This window comes from Arthrobacter yangruifuii, from assembly GCF_009192775.1.
GTDB classification, from domain to species: Bacteria; Actinomycetota; Actinomycetes; order Actinomycetales; family Micrococcaceae; genus Arthrobacter_B; species Arthrobacter_B yangruifuii.
Map to the genome: position 1 here is coordinate 14,774 of NZ_VTFX01000007.1, position 22,460 is coordinate 37,233.

Genomic DNA, 22,460 nt, shown 5'->3' on the forward strand with positions numbered 1-22,460 from the left:
TCCTAGTCCTCCTCTTCCCAGATCGGGGTCATGTTGCGGGCAATCTGGATCAGGTCATTGCTGACGCCGGTGGGGACCATCGGCCACACCATGGAGTCGCGGCTGACCACGAAGTCGATGACGACGGGCCGGTCGTTGATCTCCAGTGCCTGCGCGATGGTCGCGTCGATGTCCTCGTCGCGTTCGCAGCGCAGGCCTGCGCAGCCGTAGGCCTCGGCGAGCTTCACGAAGTCCGGAATCCGCACGGTGTCATGCCCGGTGTTGAGGTCCGTGTTGGAGTAGCGGGACTCGTAGAAGAGGGTCTGCCACTGCCGGACCATGCCCAGCGAGGAGTTGTTGATGATGGCGACCTTGATGGGGATGTTGTTGATCAGGCAGGTGGCCAGTTCCTGGTTGGTCATCTGGAAGCAGCCGTCGCCGTCGATGGCCCAGACCACGCGGTCAGGGTTACCGACCTTGGCGCCCATGGCTGCCGGTACGGAGTAGCCCATGGTGCCCAGACCGCCGGAGTTCAGCCAGGCCCGGGGGCGTTCGTACTTGATGAACTGGGCGGACCACATCTGGTGCTGGCCCACGCCGGCCACGTACACGCCTTCGGGTCCGGTCAGTGCGCCGATGCGTTCAATGACCTTCTGCGGGGCAATCAGCCCGTCTTCGGGCTCGGCGTAGCCGATGGGATAGGTGTCACGCAGCCGGTCCAGGACGGCCCACCACGCGGAGATGTCCGGTTTCCCGGCGTCGAACTGTCCGCGCACGGCGTCGGTCAGCTCGGGCAGGATTTCCTTCACCGAACCGACAATCGGCACGTCCGCCGGCCGGTTCTTGGAGATTTCCGCCGGGTCAATGTCCGCGTGGATGACCTTGGCGCCGGGCGCGAAGGAGCTGAGCACCCCGGTGACCCGGTCATCGAAACGGGCACCGAGGGTGATCAGCAGGTCGGACTGCTGCAGGGCGGTCACGGCGGACACCGAGCCGTGCATGCCGGGCATGCCGACGTGCTGCGGGTGCGAGTCGGGGAAAACGCCGCGGGCCATCAGGGTGGTGACCACCGGAGCGCCCACCAGTTCGGCCAGTTCGAGGAGTTCGGCGGATGCGTTGGCTTTGAGCACGCCGCCGCCCACGTAGAACACCGGCCGGTGTGCGGCCGCGATGAGGCGGGCTGCTTCGCGCACCTGCTTGGAGTGTCCGCGGACCACGGTGCGGTAGCCCTGCAGATCGATCTTCGGCGGCCAGGAGAAGGTGGTCTTGGCCTGCTGCGCGTCCTTGGCAATGTCGACGAGGACCGGACCGGGCCGTCCCGACGTCGCAATGTGGAAGGCCTCGGCGAGCACGCGGGGAATGTCGGCGGCGTCGGTCACCAGGTAGGAGTGCTTGGTGATGGGCATGGTGATGCCCACGATGTCCGCTTCCTGGAAGGCGTCCGACCCGATGAACGCGCTGGAGACCTGCCCGGTGATGGCAACCATCGGGACCGAATCCATGTGCGCATCGGCAATAGCGGTGACAAGGTTGGTGGCGCCGGGCCCCGAGGTCACGATGCAGACACCCGCGCGTCCGGTCACCATGGCGTAGCCTTCGGCAGCGTGGCCCGCACCCTGCTCATGGCGCACCAGGATGTGCCGGATTTTCGTCGAATCCATCAGCGGATCGTAGGTGGGCAGGATGGCGCCGCCGGGAAGCCCGAAAACCTCGTTGACGCCGAGTTCCTCAAGCGAGCGGACAATGGCCTGCGAGCCGGTCATCTCGGTGGGCGGAACAACATTATTGGGCCCCTGGATGCGCTCATCCGCGGCTTCGGCAGAAGCCGGACCGGATCCGGGCACGTCTTTGGTTTTGGCGGCCGCCATGCGTGAAGCGGCATGTGCCCTTGAGGCCATCAGCGAAGGGCTGACTGGCGATCCCTTACTCATCGGAACTTCCTTTGCGGATGCTAATCCATGGTCAGTGCGGTCATGCGACGGCCGGCCCGGGTGGTGCCCGGTACGGCTTCCGTGTTCGGCAGGGCCACGAGGAACTCTGCCAATAAAAAAACCCCTCGTGCCTGTGGGCTCCGTAGGGGTTCGCGCGTGACGTCTTAGACAAGTCGGGCTGTTAGGCCACGCGCTTGATAAGGACGACGGGTACGATCTGCATACCGTTCAGTCTTGCGGTCCCCTGCGGGGGTGTCAATCTATTGAGACGCCCGTCTCACTATGTGGACCTTCGGTCCAGGGTTTGGATGCCCTTCCCACCGCGGCGACGGGGCACAGTGTCGGCGATCTGGACGTGGCACCGTGGCGGCAGGGCTTAATAAGGCTGCAAGGCCTTAGGGGCCCCAATCGTCAGGCGCTCCAGCGCCTGACGATTGGGGAGGCCTATCAGCCGCAGTACGCCCCGGTGGACGCCGAGTTGACCATCTTGGCGTACTTGGCCAGGACGCCCTTGGTGAACTTGGCCGGCAGCGGCTGCCAGCCCACCCTGCGGGCTTCCAGCTCTTCGGGGTCCACCAGCAGGTCGAAGCTGCGGGCGGCAATGTCCACGCGGATCCGGTCCCCGTCCTTCACGAAGGCGATGGGACCGCCGTCCACGGCTTCGGGAGCCACATGCCCGATACACAGGCCGGTGGTACCGCCCGAGAACCGGCCGTCGGTAAGCAGCAGGACATCCTTGCCCAGGCCGGCGCCCTTGATGGCACCGGTGATGGCGAGCATTTCGCGCATGCCCGGTCCGCCCTTGGGGCCTTCGTAGCGGATGACGACGACGTCGCCGGCGGAGATTTCGCCGGCGTCGAGGGCGTCCAGGGCTCCCTGTTCACGTTCGAAGACGCGCGCGGTGCCTTCGAAGACGTCGGCGTCGAAGCCTGCGCTCTTCACGACGGCGCCTTCGGGAGCCATGGAGCCCTTCAGGACGGTGATGCCGCCGGTCTTGTGGATCGGGTTGTCCATGGCGCGGAGCACCTTGCCGTCCGGGTCCGGCGGGTTGATCGCAGCGAGGTTCTCCGCGACGGTCTTGCCGGTGACGGTGAGGCAGTCGCCGTGGATGAGCCCGGCGTCGAGCAGGGCCCTCATGATCACCGGCACGCCGCCGATCTTGTCGACGTCGAACATGACGTAGCGGCCGAACGGCTTCAGGTCCCCCAGATGCGGGATCTTGTCGCCAATGCGGTTGAAGTCATCGAGCGTGAGGTCTACTTCGGCTTCGCGGGCAATGGCGAGCAGGTGCAGGACGGCGTTGGTGGAGCCGCCGAAGGCCATGGTGACGGCAATGGCGTTTTCGAAGGCCTTCTTGGTCATGATGTCGCGGGCGGTGATGCCCTTGCGAAGCAGGTTGACCACGGCTTCGCCGGACTTGCGGGCGAACTCGTCACGGCGGCGGTCGGCTGAGGGCGGTGCAGCGGAACCGGGCAGCGACATGCCAAGGGCCTCGCCGATGCAGGCCATGGTGTTGGCCGTGTACATCCCGCCGCAGGCACCTTCACCGGGGCAGATGGCACGTTCGATCGTATCCAGGTCCTTCAGGCTCATCTTCCCCGCGGCGCAGGCACCCACGGCTTCGAAGGCGTCAATAAGCGTTACTTCGCGCTCGGTGCCGTCTTCCATTTTGGCGAAGCCGGGCATGATCGAGCCGGCATAGAGGAAGACGCTGGAGAGGTCCAGGCGTGCCGCGGCCATCAGCATGCCGGGCAGCGACTTGTCACAGCCGGCCAGCAGCACGGATCCATCCAGGCGCTCGGCCATCATGACCGTCTCCACGGAATCGGCGATGACTTCCCGCGAGACCAGGGAGAAGTGCATGCCCTCATGGCCCATGGAGATACCGTCCGAGACGGAGATGGTCCCGAACTGCATCGGGAACCCGCCGCCGGCATGGACGCCTTCCTTGGCGCCCTGGGCCAGCCGGTTCAGTGAAAGGTTGCAGGGGGTGATTTCGTTCCAGGAACTGGCGATGCCGATCTGCGGTTTGGCGAAGTCGTCGTCGCCCATACCCACGGCTCGGAACATGCCTCTGGCAGGTGCCGCATGAATCCCGTCCGTGACCACTCGGCTGCGGGGTTTGATATCCGGTGTTTTGTCTCCGCTCATGGGTAGATCGTAAGACTTAAGCCCGCATGGACGTCCCTTGTGACGGACATGCACAGCTCTTGTTACGGGTTGTGAACGGCAGATGAAGCTTCATGCCCCCAGCAGGACCGGGCTTCCCGAATGGGGGGACGGTGTTCATAGACTGGGGGTATGACATCGGATACAGGATCTCCACGTCCGGACGCAGTTACCGCCGCAGAAGCCGAGTCCGGCACCCGCACCAGCGACCAGCTGAAGCGGGTGCTGCGCCGCGTCTTCGAATCCCAGATTCCCAATTACGGTGACTACAACCTGGTGCTGGCCACACCGGGACTCGACGGGGAAACCGGCTTCTATGTGCTGGGTTACCGGTGGCGCCCGGCCGAAGTGGTGTTCGCTCCGTTCGACGTGGACACCCTGGCGGGGCTCGAGGCTCCGACGTCGGTGAACACCACCAACCTCAGCCACACGGATGAGCTGGATGCCGAGGCTTACGAGGTCGGTACGAGCACCGGGCGCGTGTTCCAATTCGCCGTCGAGCCGCAGGCCGTGCTGCCGGCTACCGCTTCAGAGGGCGAGCGCCTGCTGGAGCAGGCCGCCGACTGGGAGGATTTCCGTTCCTTCGTGGCCTCTTACCTGGAACTGGCATAAGCGCCTCTATCCGCCCCACTGGCCGGACCGGACCAGGTTCAGCGGCTCTTTCCCTGCTGCCAGCCGCAGCACCTGTTCGCGCAGCAGGGCCTTGATCCGCGGCTCGAACGCCGCAGTGTTTCCGCCCCAGTGCGGAGTAATAATGGCCCCGGGTGCCTGCCTCAGGGGATGTTCGGCGGGCAGGGGCTCCGGGTCGAAGACGTCGAGGGCTGCACGCAGCCGGCCGGACACCACCTCCCTGGTCAGGGCCTCGCTGTCCACCACCGCGCCGCGGGCAACATTGACCACCAGCGCTCCGTCCGGCAGGGCGGAAAGGACGCGGGCGTCAATCAGGTGGCGGGTCTGCTCGTTCAACGGGGTGATAACCACCAGGATCTCGGCCCCGGCGGCGAGGCCGGCCAGCTCCCCGGTGCCGTGCACCGCGCCGTCGTCGTCGGTCCGGGCGGTGCTGCCCACCCGCGTGAGTTCGACGTCGAACGGGCGAAGCCGGGCGGCTATCTCGCGGCCGATTCCGCCCACCCCCACCAGAAGCACCCGGCGGTCCGCGAGTCCCGGATAGCGGACCGCTTCCCACCGGCCCTCGTGCTGGGCGCTCAGCGCCTGGTCGATCCCCCGCTGCGCGGCGAGGATCAGGGTGAGGGCCATTTCCGCCGTGGCAGCGGCATGGACTCCCGCGGCAGTGGCAATAGCCGTCTGCCGGCCCACCAGTTCGGGCAGCCCGTCATACCCGGTGGACTGTGCCTGCAGAAGCACCAGGTTCGGCACCCTGGCCAGCGCGTCGGCGTGGTCCGCGCCGTTGGCATAGGGCAGAACCACGGCGTCGATCGCTTCGTAAGCCGCACCGACAGGCTCCCCTGCCAGGTCCCAGAGGACGGCGTTCATGCCTTCGGGCAGCGGCTGCAGGGCTTCCAGGAGTTCGGGCGTGGGCACGGTCAGGGTGTGCACCGGGACCTTGCGGGATTCAATATCGGCCATGCCCGCCAGCGTAACCGGTGTTCGGTGCCGGAGCGGGACGGTGCCCGGGGGCGCGCAGCTATGGACAGCGGCAGGAGCCCGCCGTAACGTGAAATGTGCTTTCCGCCGATCGAAGGATGCCGCCGTGACTCGAAAGTCCTTACTCTTCACAGCCCTTGGGGTGGGGTCCGCCGCAGCCGTCCTGGCGGCGGTGGAGCGGCTGCTGGGCCACGGCGCCGTGCGGCTGGCCGCAGGGATCGACACCGCCGGCGTGCCGGATCCGGACCTGCCGGTCACCCCCGTCCCCCGCGACGCCGTCACAACGGTGACCACTTCGGATCCGGCGTCGATCCTTCCCTCCCGGACCTGGGTGGTGGACGACAGCACCGACTGGAACGGGACTCCGGACGAGCTGGTGGTCCTGCCGCATCCGGAAACCACCCCGGACCGGGATACAACGTGAAACGGAACACAAAAACCCGGGTAATTTCATTCCCCGGTGAAACTACTGGTAATGTTTCATGTCGTTGCTGATGGCTGCTGCGGACGAAAAACCGCAGACTTCCACATCACGAATGCGCACCTCTAGCTCAATTGGCAGAGCAATTGACTCTTAATCAATGGGTTCCGGGTTCAAGTCCCGGGGGGTGCACCAACTACCCCGTCCGATCAGGTTTACGAACCTGGCCGGACGGGGTTTTTTGTTGCCTTTGTTCCCTGGTTGCCGTCTCCAGCCCCGCCGGATGCCTGCGCCCGGGGGCGGCAGCGCCGGTCCGGCGGACCGATTTCGCGCACCCTGCGCAGACGTGGTAGTGTTTCATGTCGTTGCGGAGAACGAACCGCGCCTCACGGCGAAGGTCTTCCTCCCGGCAAAGTGCGCACCTCTAGCTCAATTGGCAGAGCAATTGACTCTTAATCAATGGGTTCCGGGTTCAAGTCCCGGGGGGTGCACCATCGAAAACCCCGTTCGACCAGGCATAACGCCGGGTCGGACGGGGTTTTCTTTTTGCCCGGCGGGGACTGACCCTTCCGGAACCACCGGACCGCTGGCTAGTTTCCCTTGACGTTGATGATCTGCCGCAGCACATGCCTGACGGTGACCAGGTCCTTTGCATCCGCCATCACGGCATCGATGTCCTTGTACGCTGCCGGGATTTCGTCGATAAAGGCCGGCGAATCCCGGAACTCGATCCCCTTCATTGCGTTGCGCAGCTGGTCCTGGCTGAAGGTCCTGCGCGCCCTGGTCCGCGAATACTCCCGGCCCGCTCCGTGCGGAGCGGAATTCAGCGACGGCGCGTACCCCTTGCCTTCCACCACGTACGACGCCGTGCCCATGGAACCGGGGATCAGCCCCGGACGCCCCGGGGAGGCATCAATGGCACCCTTGCGGGAGAGCCAGATGTCTTTGCCGTAGTGGTGCTCAACCTCGGTGTAGTTGTGATGGCAGTTGATCCGCTCCCGCTCCCGCACGGGTTCCCCCGTCCAGGCACTGAAGCAGCCGATGACCCGGTCCATCATTTCCTCACGGTTGAGCAGCGAGAACTTCTGGGCCCACATCAGCTCGGCAATGTACCGGTCAAACTCATCGGTCCCCTCTTCCAGATACGCGAGGTCCCGGTCCGGCAGCTCGACGGACCGCTTGGCGCAGTAGGTCTGTGCAGACCGGATATGCTGCTGCGCAATCTTGTTTCCGACCCCGCGCGAGCCCGAATGCAGGAACAGCCAGACGGCGCCCTCTTCATCCAGGGATACTTCGATGAAGTGGTTCCCGGAACCCAGGCTGCCCAGCTGGAGGCGCCAGCCCGGAAGGTAGGACGCAGGATCAAAGCCGGCCGCGGCGGCGTCGTTGGCCAGTTCCTCCGCGCGGCGGCGCGCCGAATCCGTGAGACTGCGGTTGTTGTTGCCCGCGGAGAGCGGAACGGCATGCTCTATCGCTTCGCGGAGTACCCTGCGGTTTTTCCCGGCGAGGTCTTCGGCGCAGTGCTGGGTGCGCACGGCGATCATCCCGCAGCCGATATCGACGCCCACCGCCGCGGGGATGATTGCCCCCAGCGTGGGGATGACCGATCCCACGGCCGCCCCCTTGCCCAGATGCGCGTCCGGCATGGAAGCCAAATGCGGATAAATGAACGGCATCCGGGAGGTCTTGATGTTCTGCTCCAGGGTGGGGCCGTCAATCACACTGGCGAAGTTCAGGTATTTCCCGTTGACCTTCTGCTCCACGGTTCCCTCCCGTCACGGTCGGCCCCTGACGCGAAAGAAGGCGCACCCGGGGATGCGCCTTCTCGAAGTCAGTCTTGCCGCATAGGTTCAGCTAACGGTCAGCCCGGGCTTCCGCGGGCTCCGCCGCCCCCGTCTGCTCGGGCAGGATCTCCACGCCGGCCTCGGGCGGGACCGGCAGGCCGGGCACGGCGACGGCGACCTGCCACCGCGGGTTTCCGAGCTCCGTGATGACGTTTCGCAGCTGACCGCGCAGCGCCTCGGACAGGAGCTCGCCGCCGTCGAGCAGGGTGCGCTCGATGTTCTGTGCTTCGTGGAAGGCCTCGGTGCCCTTTTCGGTGATCGTCACCATGTGGCTGCGCTTGTCGAGATCATTGCGCACACGGCTCACGTGACCGTGCGTCTCCAGACGGGCCAGGGTCTTGCCCATGGTCTGGGCCTGGACGCGTACAAGCTGCGCCAGGCGTGCCTGGGTCATTGGTCCCTGCGATTCCAGCACACCCAGGGCGATGACGCCTGCGTGCGTCAGGCCAATACTGACCAGCCGCTCGTTCCATGCGTGCTCTACTAGGCGGGCGGCTGTCGACAACAGGCGTCCGGTGGGCCAGCGCTCCATATCCGGCATAAAATAAAACTCTCCCTCTCGGCTTCGGCCAGTGCGTACCGTCAGTTGGCTGACGATCCACTAATCCACAGTCTAGGGTAACCACCGCACGTTGGAATGTCGCCTTGTGACCTGCCAACCGCGAAACCGACATCAAGGAGACATCCAATGCCCCGCCTGCTCCCGGACGAAACCGCACCCGAATTCGCCCTTCCCTCCGCGGACGGAACAACCGTATCCCTGGCGGACCTGCGCGGAAGCAGCACCATCGTGTACTTCTACCCCGCCGCCGCCACCCCGGGATGCACCAAGGAGGCCTGTGACTTCCGCGACAACCTGAACAGCCTCAAAGGCGCCGGCTACACCGTTCTGGGCATTTCCCCCGATCCGGTGGAGAAGCTGGAAAAGTTCGCGGCATCCGAAAGCCTGAACTTCCCCCTGCTTTCCGATGCGGACCACGCCGTGGCCGAGGCCTACGGCGCCTGGGGTGAGAAGAAGAACTACGGCCGCTCCTATGAAGGGCTGATCAGGTCCACGGTGGTGGTTGATCCCGAGGGCAGGGTTGCCCTCGCCCAGTACAACGTCAAAGCCACCGGGCATGTTGCCAAGCTGCGGCGTGATCTGGGGCTCGATTAACCTCGGGTAGACTAAAACCTGTTTCCCGCACCCGGCCGTGAATGCCGGGAGGGAAATCCGCGCGAGTGGCGGAATTGGTAGACGCGCTGGATTTAGGTTCCAGTGTCTTCGGACGTGTGGGTTCAAGTCCCTCCTCGCGCACAGAACATTCAATGCCCCGGTCTTCGGACCGGGGCATTTTTTGTGCCCGGCAACTGCCTTTCGCCTCGCTGCGCCGCATGTGACCAAATCGTGACCACGCCGCCGGTGATCAATGTCACGTAACAGAAACACTTCCCCATTAGGCTCTGTCCATACGTTTGTGTCCCTCCGGACACATGCGGGCCGGTTTTCCGGCCGCAGCAAACACTCGCTTAGCGTTCATCCGCCCTTGAGGAGTATCCAAAACATGTTCCCAGCAGACAGCGTCCGGAAAGGCCGGTCCGCAAAGAAACGCGCCTCCGCGCTTACCGCCGGCCTCGCCCTGAGCGCACTCGTGCTCGCGGGCTGTGCCCAGAGCGACCGTGAGGAAGGCGCCGACGGCGGCTCCGAGGGCGTCGACGGCACCTTCGTCTTTGCCGCCTCCTCCGATCCCAAGTCCCTGGATCCCGCCTTTGCCTCGGACGGTGAATCCTTCCGCGTGAGCCGCCAGATCTTCGAAGGCCTGGTGGGCGTGAAGCCCGGCACCGCTGACCCGGCACCGCTGCTGGCGAAGTCCTGGGAAACGTCCGAAGACGGCATGACCTACACCTTTGAGCTCGAGGAGGGTGTGAAATTCCACGACGGCACCGACTTCAATGCCGAAGCGGTGTGCGCAAACTTCGAGCGCTGGTACAACTTCAGCGGCATCCAGCAGGCCGAAAGCCAGGCCTACTACTACGGCATGCTGTTCAAGGGCTTCTCGGACAACCCCGAAGCGGCAACCTACAAGTCCTGTGACGCAACGTCGGACTCCGAAGCAGTGGTAACGCTGAACAAGCCGTTCGCCGGCTTCGTGGCTGCCCTTTCCCTGCCGGCATTCAGCATGCAGAGCCCTGACGCCCTGGAAGAGTTCGGCGCCAATAACTCCTCCGGCACGGCCGAGGAACCCGAGCTGACCGAATATGCCAAGGGCCACCCCACCGGCACCGGCCCCTACAAGTTCGACGGCTGGGACGTGGGCAACCAGCTCACCCTGTCCCTGAATGACGACTACTGGGGCGGCGGAGAGCCGCAGGTCACCGACATCATCTTCCGCGTGATCGACGATCCGCAGGCCCGCCGCCAGTCCCTGGAATCCGGTGACATTGACGGCTATGACCTCGTGGCCCCCGCGGACACCGAGTCCCTGGCAGACGCCGGATTCAAGGTCATCCCCCGCGACCCCTTCACCATCCTGTACCTGGGCATGAACCAGCAGGTGCCCGAGCTGGCCGATCCCAAGGTCCGCCAGGCCATCTCCTACGCCATCGACAAGGAAGCCCTGGTCTCCCAGACGCTTCCCGAAGGCACCAAGGTGGCCACGCAGTTCATCCCCGATGTGGTCAACGGCTACAACGAGGACGTCACCACCTACGATTACGACCCGGAGAAGGCCAAGTCCCTGCTGGCCGAAGCGGGTTACCCGGACGGCTTCACCGTGGACTTCAACTACCCCACCGGCGTCTCCCGGCCCTACATGCCCACGCCCGAGCAGGTCTTCACCAACCTGAGCGCCCAGCTGGCCGAAGTAGGAATCAAGGTCAATCCGCAGCCGAACAAGTGGTCCCCGGACTACCTTGACCGCGTACAGGCCGGATCGGACCACGGCCTGCACCTGCTGGGCTGGACCGGCGACTACAACGACACCGACAACTTCGTCGGAGTGTTCTTCGGCCAGAACAAGCCGGAATTCGGTTTTGACAACCCGGAAATCTTCGCCGCCCTGGAAAAGGCACGCCAGGTTTCCACCCTCGAGGAGCAGACCCCGCTCTACGAGCAGATCAATGAGGACATCGCCGAGTTTGTGCCTGCCGTTCCGCTGGCCCACCCGGCGCCGTCGCTCGCCTTCTCCGAACGGGTGGAGTCCTACCCTGCCAGCCCGGTGAACGACGAGGTCTTCAGCGACATCAAGCTCACCAAGTAACGCTCCGCCGAGGCCGGGAACCCCGCGGGGTTCCCGGCCTCCAACGCGCCTCGTCTTTTCCTCCCCAGATCCTCCAGCCTCCGGCTGGGAAAGGACACTCGTGCTACGAGTCATCGGCAAACGCCTTCTCATGCTGATCCCCACCCTGATCGGCCTCTCGATCCTGCTTTTCCTGTGGGTACGCAACCTGCCCGGCGGTCCGGCCACCGCACTGCTCGGAGACAAGGCGTCTCCGGAAGCCATCGCCAACATCAATAAGGCCTACGGCTTCGACCGTCCGCTGATCGAGCAGTACTTCACTTATGTCGGCAAGCTCCTGAAGGGGGATTTCGGCACCTCCATTGTTACCGGACGCCCCGTGCTCGAGGAGTTCGCCACCCGCTTCCCCGCCACGGTGGAACTGGCCGTAGTCGCCCTCATCTTCGCCATCGGCATCGGCATCCCGCTTGGCTATATCGCGGCCCGCCATTACGGGCGTTTCTGGGACCACTCCTCCGTGGTCCTGTCCCTGATCGGCATCACTGTTCCGGTATTCTTCCTGGCCTTCATCCTCAAGTGGATACTGGCCATCCAGCTGGGCTGGTTCCCCACCGACGGGCGCCAGAATCCACGGATCAATGCCACCCACGTCACGGACTTCTATGTTTTGGACGGGCTGCTCACCCGGGAGTGGGATGCGTCCTGGGACGCCATCCTGCACCTGGTGCTTCCCGCCATCGCCCTGGGCACCATTCCGCTGGCGATCATCGTGCGCATCACCCGGGCATCGGTCCTGGAAGTCCTGGGCGCGGATTACGTCCGCACGGCCCGGGCCAAGGGCCTGATGGAAAAAACCATCCGCGCACGGTTCGTGCTGCGCAACGCCATGCTTCCGGTGACCACCACTATCGGCCTGCAGACCGGACTGCTGATCTCGGGGGCGGTCCTGACCGAGACGGTCTTCGCCTTCAGCGGCATCGGGAGATTCCTGAGGGACGCCATCTTCGCCCTCGACTATCCCGTCCTGCAGGGATTCATTGTCTTCATTGCCGTGGCCTACTCTCTGATCAACCTGATCGTTGACGTGTCCTACGGCTTCATCGATCCAAGGGTGCGTGTCCAGTGAGTACTACTCTGCCTCCCGCAGCGGGCGGGTCCGTCCTGCCCGAAGGAGCTCCCACAGCAAAACCCGCCAGCGGAAGCGGCATGTGGAAAGACGCCTTCCGCCGGCTGCGCCGCAACCCGGCCGCCGTCGCCGGTGCCGTGATCGTCGGCCTGTTCATCCTGGTGTCACTCCTCGCCCCGCTGCTGGCCCCCTACGGCGGCAACGATCTGCCCGGGCGCACCAGCATCACCCCCACCAGCATTCCGGGTCCGGGTGATATTGACGGCTATCCGCTCGGGCTGGACCGCTTCGGCGGCGATGTCCTGTCCAAACTGCTTTGGGGTGCACGTGCGTCCCTGATCATAGGCGTGGTCTCCACGGCCCTCGGCCTGGCCGGCGGCGTGCTGCTCGGCGTGATCGCCGGCGGCCTGGGCGGCTGGGTGGACAGCGTGATCATGCGCTTCGTCGACATCCTGCTCTCCGTGCCGAACCTGCTGTTGGCCGTGAGCATCGCAGCCCTGCTGGGGCAGAATTCCGCGTCCATCATGATCGCCATCGGTGTTTCGCAGGTGCCCATCTTTGCCCGGCTCCTGCGCTCCTCGATGATTTCCCAGCGCAGCGCCGACTACATCCTTTCCGCCCAGACCCTGGGGCTGAGCCGCCGCACCATCACCATGAGCCACCTGCTGCCCAACAGCATGGGCCCGGTGATTGTGCAGGCGACGCTGACCCTGGCGACGGCGGTTATCGACGCCGCGGCACTGTCCTTCCTGGGACTTGGCGGCGGCCTGCCGCAGACCGCCGAATGGGGACGGATGCTCACCTATGCCCAGGCCGAACTGGGTGTGGCTCCGCAGCTGGCCTTCCTGCCGGGTATCTGCATTGCGGTTACCGCGCTGGGCTTCACCCTGCTGGGCGAGTCCCTGCGCGAGGCTCTGGATCCCAAGACCCGGAGAAAGTAGCTGCCAGCGGTTTTCACCGCGTTGGACAGCAGAAGGGCCTTCTCCCGGAAAATTCCGGGGAAGGCCCTTTTGTGTTGTGCGGCCCGGGCAGTTCCCGGCCCGGCCCGCACAACTCAGCCGCACAGGTTCAGGCACACGGCTCAGTCGCGCCGGTTCAGCCGCACAGCTCAGCCGCGCCGGGCGGCGGCGGCGTCACCGCCGTCGTCACCGTCGTCGTCGTCGAGCGATGCAAGGTATTCCGCGTTGCCGTGCAGTGCCGGCAGATACCGGTGCAGGTCCTCCGAGGAAACATTCTCTGCGAGCAGGACCAGCAGGGCTGCGAGCGCCGCATTCGCCTTGCCCGCGGCATGCAGGCTCAGCGCCTCGAAGACGCCCAGCGACACCGACCCGGGAAAGGCCTGCCGGGCGCGGTCAAACACTGCCAGGGACTCCTCCCCGCGGCCGAGCAGCCGCAGGGTGCTGCCGTACTGGAGGTAGCACCGCCGCAGCACGTCACCCTCCAGCCCCAGGGCCAGCGCCTGCTCGTAGAATCCGGCAGCCGTTTCCTCTTCGCCGGCCGTGTCATAGGCGCCGCCGACTTCGTAGAGGACGCGGGCGTTACCCGGATACCGGTTCCGTACGTCAAGCAGTGCCGTAATGGTCGGCGCCATGTCCTTCCGGTTCCGGGCCTCGAACAGCCGTTGAAGCTCTGCTTCCAGGTCCTCCCCGGTCCCCGCCTGCACAGTGTTCACTGCTACGAGGCCAGCTCGCCGTCGATATTGAGCTCGTTGCCCGGGATCGACGCCAGCAGTTTCCGCGTGTAAGGATGCCGCGGGTTGGAGAAGACTTCCTCCGAGGTGGCCGCCTCCACCAGCTCCCCGTCCTTCATCACGCAGACGTAGTCGGAGATCAGCCGGACAACCGCCAGGTCATGGGAGATGAAGAGGTAGCTGAGGCCGAACTCGCGCTGCAGGTCCCCCAGCAGCTGCAGGATCTGCGCCTGCACCAGGACATCCAGGGCCGAGACCGGCTCATCGCAGACAATCAGCTCGGGTTTCAGCGCCAGGGCACGCGCAATCGCCACGCGCTGCCGCTGCCCGCCCGAGAGCTCCGCAGGGTAGCGGTGCAGCATCTCCGGCGGCAGGGCCACCTGCTCCATCAGTTCCAGCACCCGACGCCGGCGCTCTGCCTTGTCCCCGCGGCGGTAGGTCTTGAGCGGCTCCTCCAGGATCCGCTCGATGGTGTACATCGGATCCAGGGAGGAATACGGGTCCTGGAAGATCGGCTGCACCCGCTGCCGGAAATCGCGCAGCTGGGCCTTGTCCAGGGTGGCGACGTCCATGCCGTCAAAGGTCATGGTTCCGCTGGTGGGTTCAATCAGCTTCAGCAGCATCCGTGCCGTTGTGGTCTTTCCGGACCCGGACTCCCCCACAATGGCGACGGTACGGCCGCGGGGAATATCCAGGGTGACGTTTTTGGCGGCATAGAAATCGTCGGAGCGGCCGCGGATCTTGAAGACCTTGGTGAGATCGCGGAATTCAACGATGTTGTCCGGTTCCGTCCCGGCCGGTTCGGCGGCCAGCGTCTGGGCCGGTCCCGCGGATGCCCCGGCCTTCGGTGCGGCACCGCCGGCAAAGGCACCGGGGCTGAGCCGCACGGCCGCAACGCTGGGGGCGGCACGGACCAGGGACTGGGTATACGGGTGCTGCGGGTCCTCCAAAAGCTGGCGGGCGGGACCGGTTTCCACCACCTCGCCGCGGTGCATCACCACTAGTTCGGAGGCACGTTCCGCGGCCAGGCCCAGGTCATGGGTGATGAGCAGGACGGAGGAGCCGAGTTCCTCGGTCATCCGGTCAATCTGGTCCAGAATGGTCCGCTGGACCGTGACGTCCAGGGCGCTGGTGGGTTCGTCGGCAATCAGCAGCCGGGGGCGGCACGCAAGGCCAATGGCAATCAGGGCGCGCTGGCGCATACCGCCGGAGAACTCGTGCGGGTACTGCTTGGCGCGCTCGGCGGCGTTCGGCAGCCCGGCAGCGGTCAGGACCTCCACCACCTTCCGGTCCACGTCCTTGGACGTTGCCATACCGTGAACCAACAGGGTTTCGGCAACCTGGGTGCCGATCTTGGTGACCGGGTTCAGGTTGGACATGGGGTCCTGCGGCACCAGTCCGATCGACCGGCCGCGGATGGCGCGCATCTTGGACTCCGGAAGGCCCACCAGTTCCTGGCCGTCGAAACGGATGCTTCCCGAGGCGATGCTGCCGTTGCCCGGCAACAGCCCGATGACAGCCATTGCGGTAGTGGACTTTCCGGATCCGGACTCCCCCACAATGGCCAGCGTTTTGCCTGCCGGGAGGGAAAAACCGGCGTCGCGGACGGCGGGGACTTCCCCGTCCATGGTCCGGAAGTTAACAGCGAGGTTGCTCACCTCGAGCAGCGGCGAATCAGTGGTCAAATCAGTCATTTCCCCATCCTGCCCCACTCCGGCCCCATGTGACGCGTGTCTCCCAGCTGTTTACCGGTTTTTAATCATTTAGAATGAAGAATCACCGAAATATCAGGGATGGAGCGTCCCGGAGGAGTATCACCGTGACAAAATCCGGCCGAGCCAAACCTGTATCCGGCACTCCGAATTCCGACTCCGGAAACCCGGCCCTTTCCCGGCGTTCCGTTATCCGCGCGGGCGCCGTGGCGGCGGCGTTTATGCTTGCCGGATGCACGGCCGAGGCCGCCGACGATTCCCCCTCCGCAGCCCCCACGGCCACCGGTCCGGCCGGCCCCCAGGGCCGCTTCGTTTTTGCTGCTGCGGCACCCCCCGCGACCCTTGACCCGGCCCTGGCGGCGGACACCGAGTCCTACCGGATCACCCGGCAGGTCCTGGAAGGACTGGTGGGCGTCGATGCCCTGACGTCGGCCCCCACTCCCCTGCTGGCGAAGAGCTGGACCAAGTCCGAAGACCGCAGGACGTACACCTTTGACCTGCGCCGCGACGTCACCTTCCACGACGGCGAACCCTTCAACGCGGAGGCGGTCCGCCGGAACTTCGAGCGCTGGTACACCCTGCCGGAATCCGTGCGCAGCGATTCACTCATGTACCGGTCGGTTTTCCGCGGGTTCTCGGATTCCCCGAAGACCGCTATCTACCGCGAATGCGTGGTGGTGGACGAATACACGGTCCGGGTGGAGCTCAATGAGCCGCTGGACAGCTTTATCCCCGCCCTTGCCGCTCCGGCATTTGCCATGTCCTCGCCTAAGGCGCTCACGGACGCCGATGCACTCACCCAGGAGCGCAACGGCCGGAAGGTTTCCGCCTACGGGGTCTCCCCGGTGGGGACCGGTCCGTTCCGTTTCGTCAGCTGGAACGATGACACCGTGGAACTGGCGGCCTACCCCGGATACTGGGGTGAAGCGGGACAGATCGGCACTGTTGTCTTCCGGACCATCGCCAGTCCGGAGGGCCGGCTCCGGGCCCTGAAGAAGGGCGAGGTGGACGGCTATGACCTGGTGACGGTTAACGACGTCGGAGACCTGGCCCGCAACGGCCTGCAGATCCAGCAGCGGGACCCCTATTCCATTCTCTATCTGGGAATCAACTCGAGCTTCCCCGGCCTGGACGATGTCCTCATGCGCCGGGCGGTTGCCCATGCCATCGACAAGCCGGCCGTCCTGGACGGACTGTTCCTCAACGGCACCAAGCCCGCCAACCAGTTCCTCCCGGAAAAGCTGGGTCTCACGTCCGACAGCGTCACCAGTTACGGGTACGACGTCGACAAGGCCCGCGAGCTGCTCAAGGAAGCCGGGTATGACGGCCGGGAGCTGCCGTTCTACTACCCCCGCCGCGTGACCCGCAGCTACCTGCCTACTCCGGAGAAAATCTACGCCAGGCTCAGCAGCCAGCTCACGGCCGCGGGGTTCAATATCCGCCCCGTCCCCGTGGACTGGTCCCAGGGCTACCTTGAAAAGGTGCAGGGCAAGGAGGACCGGGCCTTCCATCTGCTGGGGCTTGCCGGGAGCTACGAGGCCGGGGACAACTTCCTCGGAACCCTTTTCGGCCGCTATACCGATGAGTTTTCCTTCAACGACCCGGAAGTTTTCAGCGGTATCGAAAAAGCCCGGACCCTCACCGAAGGCCAGGAGCAGACGGATGCCTACCGGGGCATCACCGACCGCATTTCCGAGCGCGTTCCGGCCGTTCCGCTCGCCTTCCCCATCTCGGCCCTGGCGCTGTCTCCGCGGGTGGGCTCCTATCCCACCAGCCCCGTCCTTCATGAAGTCTTCAACCGCGTCAAACTGACGGACAGCTGAGACCGCGGGGCCCGCGCCCCGAGCCGCGGGCCCCGCCGTCCCCTCGCGCCGGAAGGTTCGTTGCAGCGATAATTTTAGGAAGACCTGTGGTCGGGGATACGCTTCTAGGGCTAGCGCCCACGCGACTGGAGAACAAGTTGACTGCTAATAGCCCGGCGGATAAGTCCGCAACGAAAACTGATGTACTGCTGATCGGCGGCGGCATCATGAGCGCAACCCTTGGGGCGTTCCTGAAGCAACTCCAGCCGGATTGGGATATTTCCCTCTACGAGCGCCTCGACCGCGCGGGGCTGGAGAGCTCCGACCCCTGGAACAACGCCGGAACCGGCCATGCCGCGCTGTGCGAGCTGAACTACAGCCCGGCTGCGGCGGACGGTTCCGTTGACCCGGCGAAGGCGGTGGGCATCAACGAACAGTTCCAGGTTTCCCGGCAGTTCTGGTCCCACATGGTCTCTGCCGGCCACATCTCCAACAACTTCATCAATCCGCTGCCGCACATGAGCTTCGTCTGGGGTGACGCGCATTCCGAGTACCTGCGCCGCCGCTACGAGTCGCTGAGCGCCCAGCCCCTGTTCAAGACCATGGAGTTCTCCGAGGATCCGGCCAAGCTGGCGGAGTGGGCCCCCCTGATCATGGAAGGCCGCGACCCCTCCCAGCGCGTTGCCGCCTCCCGCGTGGTCGGCGGCACCGACGTCGACTTCGGTGCGCTGACCCGCGAACTGACCGCGTACCTGGGCGCCAACGGCGTGAACATGCACTTCCGGCACGAGGTGGGCGGCGTCACCCGTTCCTCCACCGGCGGCTGGGACGTCAAGGTCAAGGACCTGGCCACCGGCACGGCCAGCACCGTAAGCGCCCGCTTCGTGTTCATCGGCGGCGGCGGCGGGGCCCTGCACCTGCTCCAGGCCTCCGGCATCCCCGAGGGCAAGGGCTTCGGCGGTTTCCCCGTGTCCGGCCAGTTCCTGCGCTCCACGGACGAGTCGATCATCTCCCGCCACAACGCCAAGGTGTACGGCCAGGCCTCCGTGGGTGCCCCGCCCATGTCGGTGCCGCACCTGGACACCCGCTTCGTCAACGGCCAGCGTTCGCTGCTGTTCGGCCCCTACGGCGGCTTCTCCCCGAAGTTCCTCAAAACCGGTTCCTACCTGGATCTGCCGCTTTCGGTACGCCCGTCCAACCTCGTGCCGATGCTGGGCGTGGCCAAGGACAACATGAGCCTGGTCAAGTACCTCGTCACCGAGGTATTGAAGACCCGCGAAGGCAAAACGGCCGCACTGCAGGAATTCATGCCCACCGCGAAAACCGAAGGCTGGGACCTCATCACTGCGGGACAGCGCGTCCAGGTCATCAAGAAGGACCCGAAGAAGGGCGGCGTGCTGCAGTTCGGCACCGAACTCATCACCGCAGCGGACGGCTCCATCGGCGCCCTGCTCGGTGCCTCGCCGGGCGCCTCCACGGCCACGCCGATCATGATCAACCTGCTCAAGCGCGCCTTCCCCCGCCAGTTCGACGGCTGGGAACCGAAGATCAAGGAAATGATCCCGGGCTACGGCGTGAAGCTTAACGAGAACGAGCAGCTGGCTGCGGAAATCGAAGCCGATACCAACAAGGTCCTGGGACTGTCCTAGCACCCGCTCTCCCCGCGGCGCAGGCGGCCCCTGATGGGCGGCCTGCGCCGCGAACCTGCTTTACGACGCCGGCTCTGCGGCGTCTTCCACCTCCAGTTCGCCCTTCCTAAGGCAGGATCATGGACCGTTTGGCCAAGCTGTCCCTCTCCAACCGGGCGCTCATTGCCCTGATCACGGTTTTCGTGGCGGTTTTCGGGGTCATTTCGATGGGCTCCCTGAAGCAGGAACTGATCCCGTCGCTGGAGTTTCCCCAGATCAGCGTCATCACCGCCCTGCCCGGAGCGTCCCCCGAGGTGGTGGACGCGCAGATCAGCGAACCGCTGGAAGGTGCCCTCACCGCCGTCGAAGGCCTTGAATCCTCCTCGGCCACGTCCCGTTCGGGTATTTCCACGATCGCCCTGACTTTCGCCTACGGGACGGACCTGGACCGGGCCCGCGGGCAGGTGGACCGGGCCATATCCAACTCCCGCCAGCTCCTTCCCGACGACGCCAATCCGCAGTCGCTGGCAGGAAGCATCAGTGATTTCCCGATTGTCTACCTCGCCGTGTCCTCGGACGAGCCGCTGGCGGAACTCAGCGCGGACCTGAACCGCCTGACGGTTCCCCGCCTGCAGAAAATCGAGGGGGTCCGGACGGCCGAGGTGACCGGCGGGTCCACCCGGCACGTGGCCATCCTGCCCGACAATGCCGCTCTTGCCGCCCAGGGCGTCACCACGTCCGGAATAGTCGACGCGCTGGAGAACAGCGGTGCACTGCTGCCGGCCGGCACGGTGGACGAAGAAAGCCGCACGCTCTCCATCCAGGTGGGCGCGCCGCTGGACAGCCTGGAGAAAGTCTCCGCCCTGCCGGTGGCGTCCACCAAGGCATCACCGGGCAGTGCCCCGGTGACCATCGGCGACGTCGCCTCGGTGGACATCACCGAAGACGAATCCACCTCCATCACCCGCACCAACGGCCTGGCCACGCTGGCCGTGTCCATTACCAAAACACCGGCCGGCGACACGGTGGGGATTTCCCATGAAGTCACGGATCTCCTCCCGTCCCTGCAGGACGAACTGGGCAACGGCGCCAAGTTCACGGTGATTTTCGATCAGGCTCCCTTCATTGAAAAATCCATTTCCGATCTGACCACCGAAGGCCTGCTGGGCCTGGGCTTCGCGGTCCTGGTGATCCTGGTCTTCCTGCTGTCGATCCGCTCCACCCTGGTCACCGCGATTTCCATCCCGCTGTCCCTGCTGGTGACGTTCATCGGGCTGCTGGCCTTCGGATATTCGCTGAACATCCTTACCCTCGGTGCGCTGACCATCGCCATCGGGCGGGTGGTGGATGACTCCATCGTCGTGATCGAAAACATCAAGCGGCACCTGGGCTACGGCGAGGAAAAACGCACCGCCATCCTCACCGCGGTCCGCGAAGTGGCCGGCGCCGTCACCGCCTCCACGCTCACCACGGTGGCCGTGTTTGCCCCCATCGCCTTTGTGGGCGGGCTGGCCGGCGAGCTGTTCCGCCCCTTCGCCGTCACCACCTCGCTGGCCCTGCTGGCCTCCCTCCTGGTTTCCCTGACGATTGTGCCGGTGCTGGCCTACTGGTTCCTGAAGTCCTCTCCCCCGGTGGCCGATCCGGAAGCCTTCCGTGCCGAAGCGGAGAAACGCGAAGCACGTTCACTGCTGCAGCGCGGCTACCTGCCGATCCTGCGCGGCACCCAGCGGCACCCGGTCTACACCGTGGTTGCCGGACTGGTCATCCTCCTGGCCACCGCCGCCATGACGCCCCTGCTGCCGACGAACCTGCTGGGCGACACCGGCCAGAACACCTTCAGCGTCCGTCAGGAGCTGCCGGCAGGCACCTCGCTGGAACGCACCTCCGAGGCGGCGGAACGGGTGGAGCAGGTCCTGGGAGACATTGACGGCGTGAAGGACGTCCAGGTCACCATGGGCACGTCCACCTCCGGGCTGGGCGCCTTCACCGCGGGCGGCTCCTCGGTTGCCAACTTCACCGTGATCACCGACGAGGGCGTGGACCAGGTGGCCCTGCGGGAGACCGTCCGCGACGCCGTCGAGAACGTCGACGACGCCGGCACCGTCACGCTGGGCAGCACCGGCGGCGGCTTCGGCACGTCGAACACGGTGGACATTGCCCTCTCCGCCGGCGACCCGGCCGATCTCCAGCCGGCCAGTGACGCCTTGGTGGAAGCCATGTCCGATCTTCCCGGCGTTGCGGAGGCCAGCAGCAACCTCTCCTCCTCGCAGCCGGTGGTACAGGTGACCATTGACCGTGCCAAGGCCGTCGCCGCGGGCCTGAACGAGCAGCAGATCGCGGGACTGGTGGCCTCGACCATTAGTCCGCTGCCTGCCGGCACTGTCCGGCTGGGCACCGATGACCTGCCCGTGCTCATCGGCGAAGGCACCCCCATCACCTCCCTGGAGCAGTTGAACGGCATCTTCGTGCCGACCGGCTCCGGTCCCGTTCCCCTGAGCTCCCTCGCATCGGTGGAAGAGGTCTCCGTGCCGACGTCGGTGTCCTCCTCCGGCGGCGAGCGCACCGCGGTGGTCTCGGTTTCGCCCGACGGTGACAACCTCGGAGCCACCATTACCGAAGTGCAGTCCCGTCTCGCCGAGGTGGATCTGCCGGCCAGCGTGACCGCCGAGCTCAGCGGTGCCGCCACCCAGCAGAACGAGTCCTTCACCCAGCTGGGCCTGGCCCTGCTGGCGGCGATCGCTATTGTCTACGTGATCATGGTGGCCACCTTCAAGTCGCTGCTGCAGCCGCTGATCCTGCTGGTTTCCGTTCCGTTCGCCGCGACCGGAGCCATCCTGCTGCTCCTGGTCAGCGGCATCCCGCTGGGCCTGCCGTCCCTGGTCGGCATGCTGATGCTGGTGGGCATTGTGGTGACCAACGCCATCGTGCTTATGGACCTGATCAACCAGTACCGGCAGCCGCGCGGCAACGAACCGGGCATGAACGTGGAGGACGCGATCTTCCGCGGCGCCCGCCAGCGCCTTCGCCCCATCCTCATGACGGCCCTGGCCACCGTGTTCGCCCTGACCCCCATGGCGCTCGGCATTACCGGGGAGGGCGGCTTCATTTCCCGTCCGCTGGCGGTGGTGGTGATCGGCGGCCTGATCTCCTCCACGGCCCTGACCCTGATCCTGGTGCCCGTGCTGTACCGGCTGGTGGAAGGCTCCCGCGAGAAGCGGCAGCAGCGGACGGAAGGTGCCGGGGCAGCCCGCGCCTAGCCGGGAGGGCACGAACCGGGGGAATGAACCGGGGCAGTCGGCCGTTGAGGGGTAGGTACATGCGTATGCATATACTTT

The 22,460-nt window shown here is 65.4% G+C and carries 16 protein-coding genes and 3 tRNA genes; 12 read left to right on the forward strand and 7 right to left on the reverse strand.

Annotation, left to right across the window (positions count from 1 at the left end):
• Positions 1–2: 2 nt before the first annotated feature.
• On the reverse strand, positions 3–1,910 hold the full coding sequence (locus tag GD627_RS15900; RefSeq protein ID WP_152273360.1) for an acetolactate synthase large subunit: 1,908 nt from the start codon (positions 1,908–1,910) through the stop codon (positions 3–5).
• 447 nt (positions 1,911–2,357) lie between these two features.
• The gene (ilvD, locus tag GD627_RS15905) at positions 2,358–4,061 is read right to left on the reverse strand and encodes a dihydroxy-acid dehydratase (RefSeq protein WP_152273361.1); all 1,704 of its coding nucleotides are present in this window, start codon (positions 4,059–4,061) and stop codon (positions 2,358–2,360) included.
• Positions 4,062–4,211: 150 nt separating this feature from the next.
• On the opposite strand from ilvD, the gene GD627_RS15910 reads away from it, so the two are divergent.
• Complete coding sequence (locus GD627_RS15910) at positions 4,212–4,691, forward strand: hypothetical protein (RefSeq protein WP_246165572.1); 480 nt, start codon at positions 4,212–4,214, stop codon at positions 4,689–4,691.
• Between the two features lie 6 nt (positions 4,692–4,697).
• Here GD627_RS15910 and GD627_RS15915 read toward each other — a convergent pair whose 3' ends face one another.
• The gene (locus tag GD627_RS15915) at positions 4,698–5,666 is read right to left on the reverse strand and encodes a 2-hydroxyacid dehydrogenase (protein ID WP_152273362.1); all 969 of its coding nucleotides are present in this window, start codon (positions 5,664–5,666) and stop codon (positions 4,698–4,700) included.
• A gap of 124 nt (positions 5,667–5,790) precedes the next feature.
• Here GD627_RS15915 and GD627_RS15920 point away from each other — a divergent pair, with 124 nt between their 5' ends.
• From GD627_RS15920 to GD627_RS15930, 3 genes are all read left to right on the forward strand, one after another.
• Entirely contained in the window at positions 5,791–6,108 is a 318-nt protein-coding gene (locus GD627_RS15920) for a hypothetical protein (RefSeq protein ID WP_152273363.1), read from the forward strand.
• A gap of 116 nt (positions 6,109–6,224) precedes the next feature.
• Positions 6,225–6,300: transfer RNA gene (locus GD627_RS15925), tRNA-Lys, on the forward strand.
• 223 nt (positions 6,301–6,523) lie between these two features.
• Positions 6,524–6,599: transfer RNA gene (locus tag GD627_RS15930), tRNA-Lys, on the forward strand.
• Between the two features lie 96 nt (positions 6,600–6,695).
• Here GD627_RS15930 and GD627_RS15935 read toward each other — a convergent pair.
• Both GD627_RS15935 and GD627_RS15940 read right to left on the reverse strand, forming a co-directional pair.
• Positions 6,696–7,868 (reverse strand): RtcB family protein, encoded by a 1,173-nt coding sequence (locus GD627_RS15935; RefSeq protein ID WP_246165573.1) that lies wholly within the window; start codon positions 7,866–7,868, stop codon positions 6,696–6,698.
• Between the two features lie 91 nt (positions 7,869–7,959).
• Positions 7,960–8,490 (reverse strand): MarR family winged helix-turn-helix transcriptional regulator, encoded by a 531-nt coding sequence (locus GD627_RS15940; RefSeq protein ID WP_152273364.1) that lies wholly within the window; start codon positions 8,488–8,490, stop codon positions 7,960–7,962.
• Between the two features lie 147 nt (positions 8,491–8,637).
• On the opposite strand from GD627_RS15940, the gene bcp reads away from it, so the two are divergent.
• The 5 genes from bcp (at position 8,638) to GD627_RS15965 (ending at position 13,234) form a co-directional block, all read left to right on the forward strand.
• Positions 8,638–9,105 carry a thioredoxin-dependent thiol peroxidase gene (bcp, locus tag GD627_RS15945; protein WP_152273365.1) on the forward strand — a complete coding sequence of 156 codons (468 nt, stop codon included), beginning with the start codon at positions 8,638–8,640 and terminating at the stop codon, positions 9,103–9,105.
• Positions 9,106–9,164: 59 nt separating this feature from the next.
• A tRNA-Leu gene (locus tag GD627_RS15950) sits at positions 9,165–9,246 on the forward strand.
• A gap of 247 nt (positions 9,247–9,493) precedes the next feature.
• Entirely contained in the window at positions 9,494–11,188 is a 1,695-nt protein-coding gene (locus GD627_RS15955; RefSeq protein WP_152273366.1) for an ABC transporter substrate-binding protein, read from the forward strand.
• Between the two features lie 100 nt (positions 11,189–11,288).
• Entirely contained in the window at positions 11,289–12,293 is a 1,005-nt protein-coding gene (locus GD627_RS15960) for an ABC transporter permease (protein WP_152273367.1), read from the forward strand.
• Positions 12,290–13,234, forward strand: a complete 945-nt coding sequence (locus GD627_RS15965; protein WP_425481940.1) for an ABC transporter permease — start codon at positions 12,290–12,292, stop codon at positions 13,232–13,234. The genes GD627_RS15960 and GD627_RS15965 overlap by 4 nt, the downstream gene beginning before the upstream one ends.
• Before the next feature lie 167 nt (positions 13,235–13,401).
• On the opposite strand, the gene GD627_RS15970 is transcribed toward GD627_RS15965, so the two are convergent.
• Both GD627_RS15970 and GD627_RS15975 read right to left on the reverse strand, forming a co-directional pair.
• A complete protein-coding gene (locus tag GD627_RS15970) occupies positions 13,402–13,965 on the reverse strand; it encodes a tetratricopeptide repeat protein (RefSeq protein WP_343032400.1) in 564 nt (187 codons plus the stop codon).
• Between the two features lie 2 nt (positions 13,966–13,967).
• Positions 13,968–15,677 (reverse strand): ABC transporter ATP-binding protein, encoded by a 1,710-nt coding sequence (locus tag GD627_RS15975; RefSeq protein ID WP_152273368.1) that lies wholly within the window; start codon positions 15,675–15,677, stop codon positions 13,968–13,970.
• Positions 15,678–15,802: 125 nt separating this feature from the next.
• On the opposite strand from GD627_RS15975, the gene GD627_RS15980 reads away from it, so the two are divergent.
• The 3 genes from GD627_RS15980 to GD627_RS15990 all read left to right on the forward strand — a co-directional run bounded on the left by GD627_RS15980 (position 15,803) and on the right by GD627_RS15990 (position 22,382).
• Entirely contained in the window at positions 15,803–17,518 is a 1,716-nt protein-coding gene (locus GD627_RS15980) for an ABC transporter substrate-binding protein (protein ID WP_246165574.1), read from the forward strand.
• 137 nt (positions 17,519–17,655) lie between these two features.
• Positions 17,656–19,146, forward strand: a complete 1,491-nt coding sequence (locus GD627_RS15985; protein WP_152273370.1) for a malate:quinone oxidoreductase — start codon at positions 17,656–17,658, stop codon at positions 19,144–19,146.
• A 119-nt stretch (positions 19,147–19,265) separates the two neighbouring features.
• Positions 19,266–22,382, forward strand: a complete 3,117-nt coding sequence (locus GD627_RS15990; RefSeq protein WP_152273371.1) for an efflux RND transporter permease subunit — start codon at positions 19,266–19,268, stop codon at positions 22,380–22,382.
• Positions 22,383–22,460 lie beyond the last annotated feature (78 nt).

What these genes read in the sequence shown, in the direction of transcription:
- GD627_RS15900 (WP_152273360.1), bottom strand. Translation starts at nt 1,910, where the DNA reads ATGAGTAAGGGATCGCCAGTCAGCCCTTCGCTGATGGCCTCAAGGGCA.
- GD627_RS15915 (WP_152273362.1), bottom strand. Translation starts at nt 5,666, where the DNA reads ATGGCCGATATTGAATCCCGCAAGGTCCCGGTGCACACCCTGACCGTG.
- GD627_RS15955 (WP_152273366.1), top strand. Translation starts at nt 9,494, where the DNA reads ATGTTCCCAGCAGACAGCGTCCGGAAAGGCCGGTCCGCAAAGAAACGC.
- GD627_RS15990 (WP_152273371.1), top strand. Translation starts at nt 19,266, where the DNA reads ATGGACCGTTTGGCCAAGCTGTCCCTCTCCAACCGGGCGCTCATTGCC.
- GD627_RS15940 (WP_152273364.1), bottom strand. Translation starts at nt 8,490, where the DNA reads ATGCCGGATATGGAGCGCTGGCCCACCGGACGCCTGTTGTCGACAGCC.
- ilvD (WP_152273361.1), bottom strand. Translation starts at nt 4,061, where the DNA reads ATGAGCGGAGACAAAACACCGGATATCAAACCCCGCAGCCGAGTGGTC.
- bcp (WP_152273365.1), top strand. Translation starts at nt 8,638, where the DNA reads ATGCCCCGCCTGCTCCCGGACGAAACCGCACCCGAATTCGCCCTTCCC.
- GD627_RS15975 (WP_152273368.1), bottom strand. Translation starts at nt 15,677, where the DNA reads ATGACTGATTTGACCACTGATTCGCCGCTGCTCGAGGTGAGCAACCTC.
- GD627_RS15910 (WP_246165572.1), top strand. Translation starts at nt 4,212, where the DNA reads ATGACATCGGATACAGGATCTCCACGTCCGGACGCAGTTACCGCCGCA.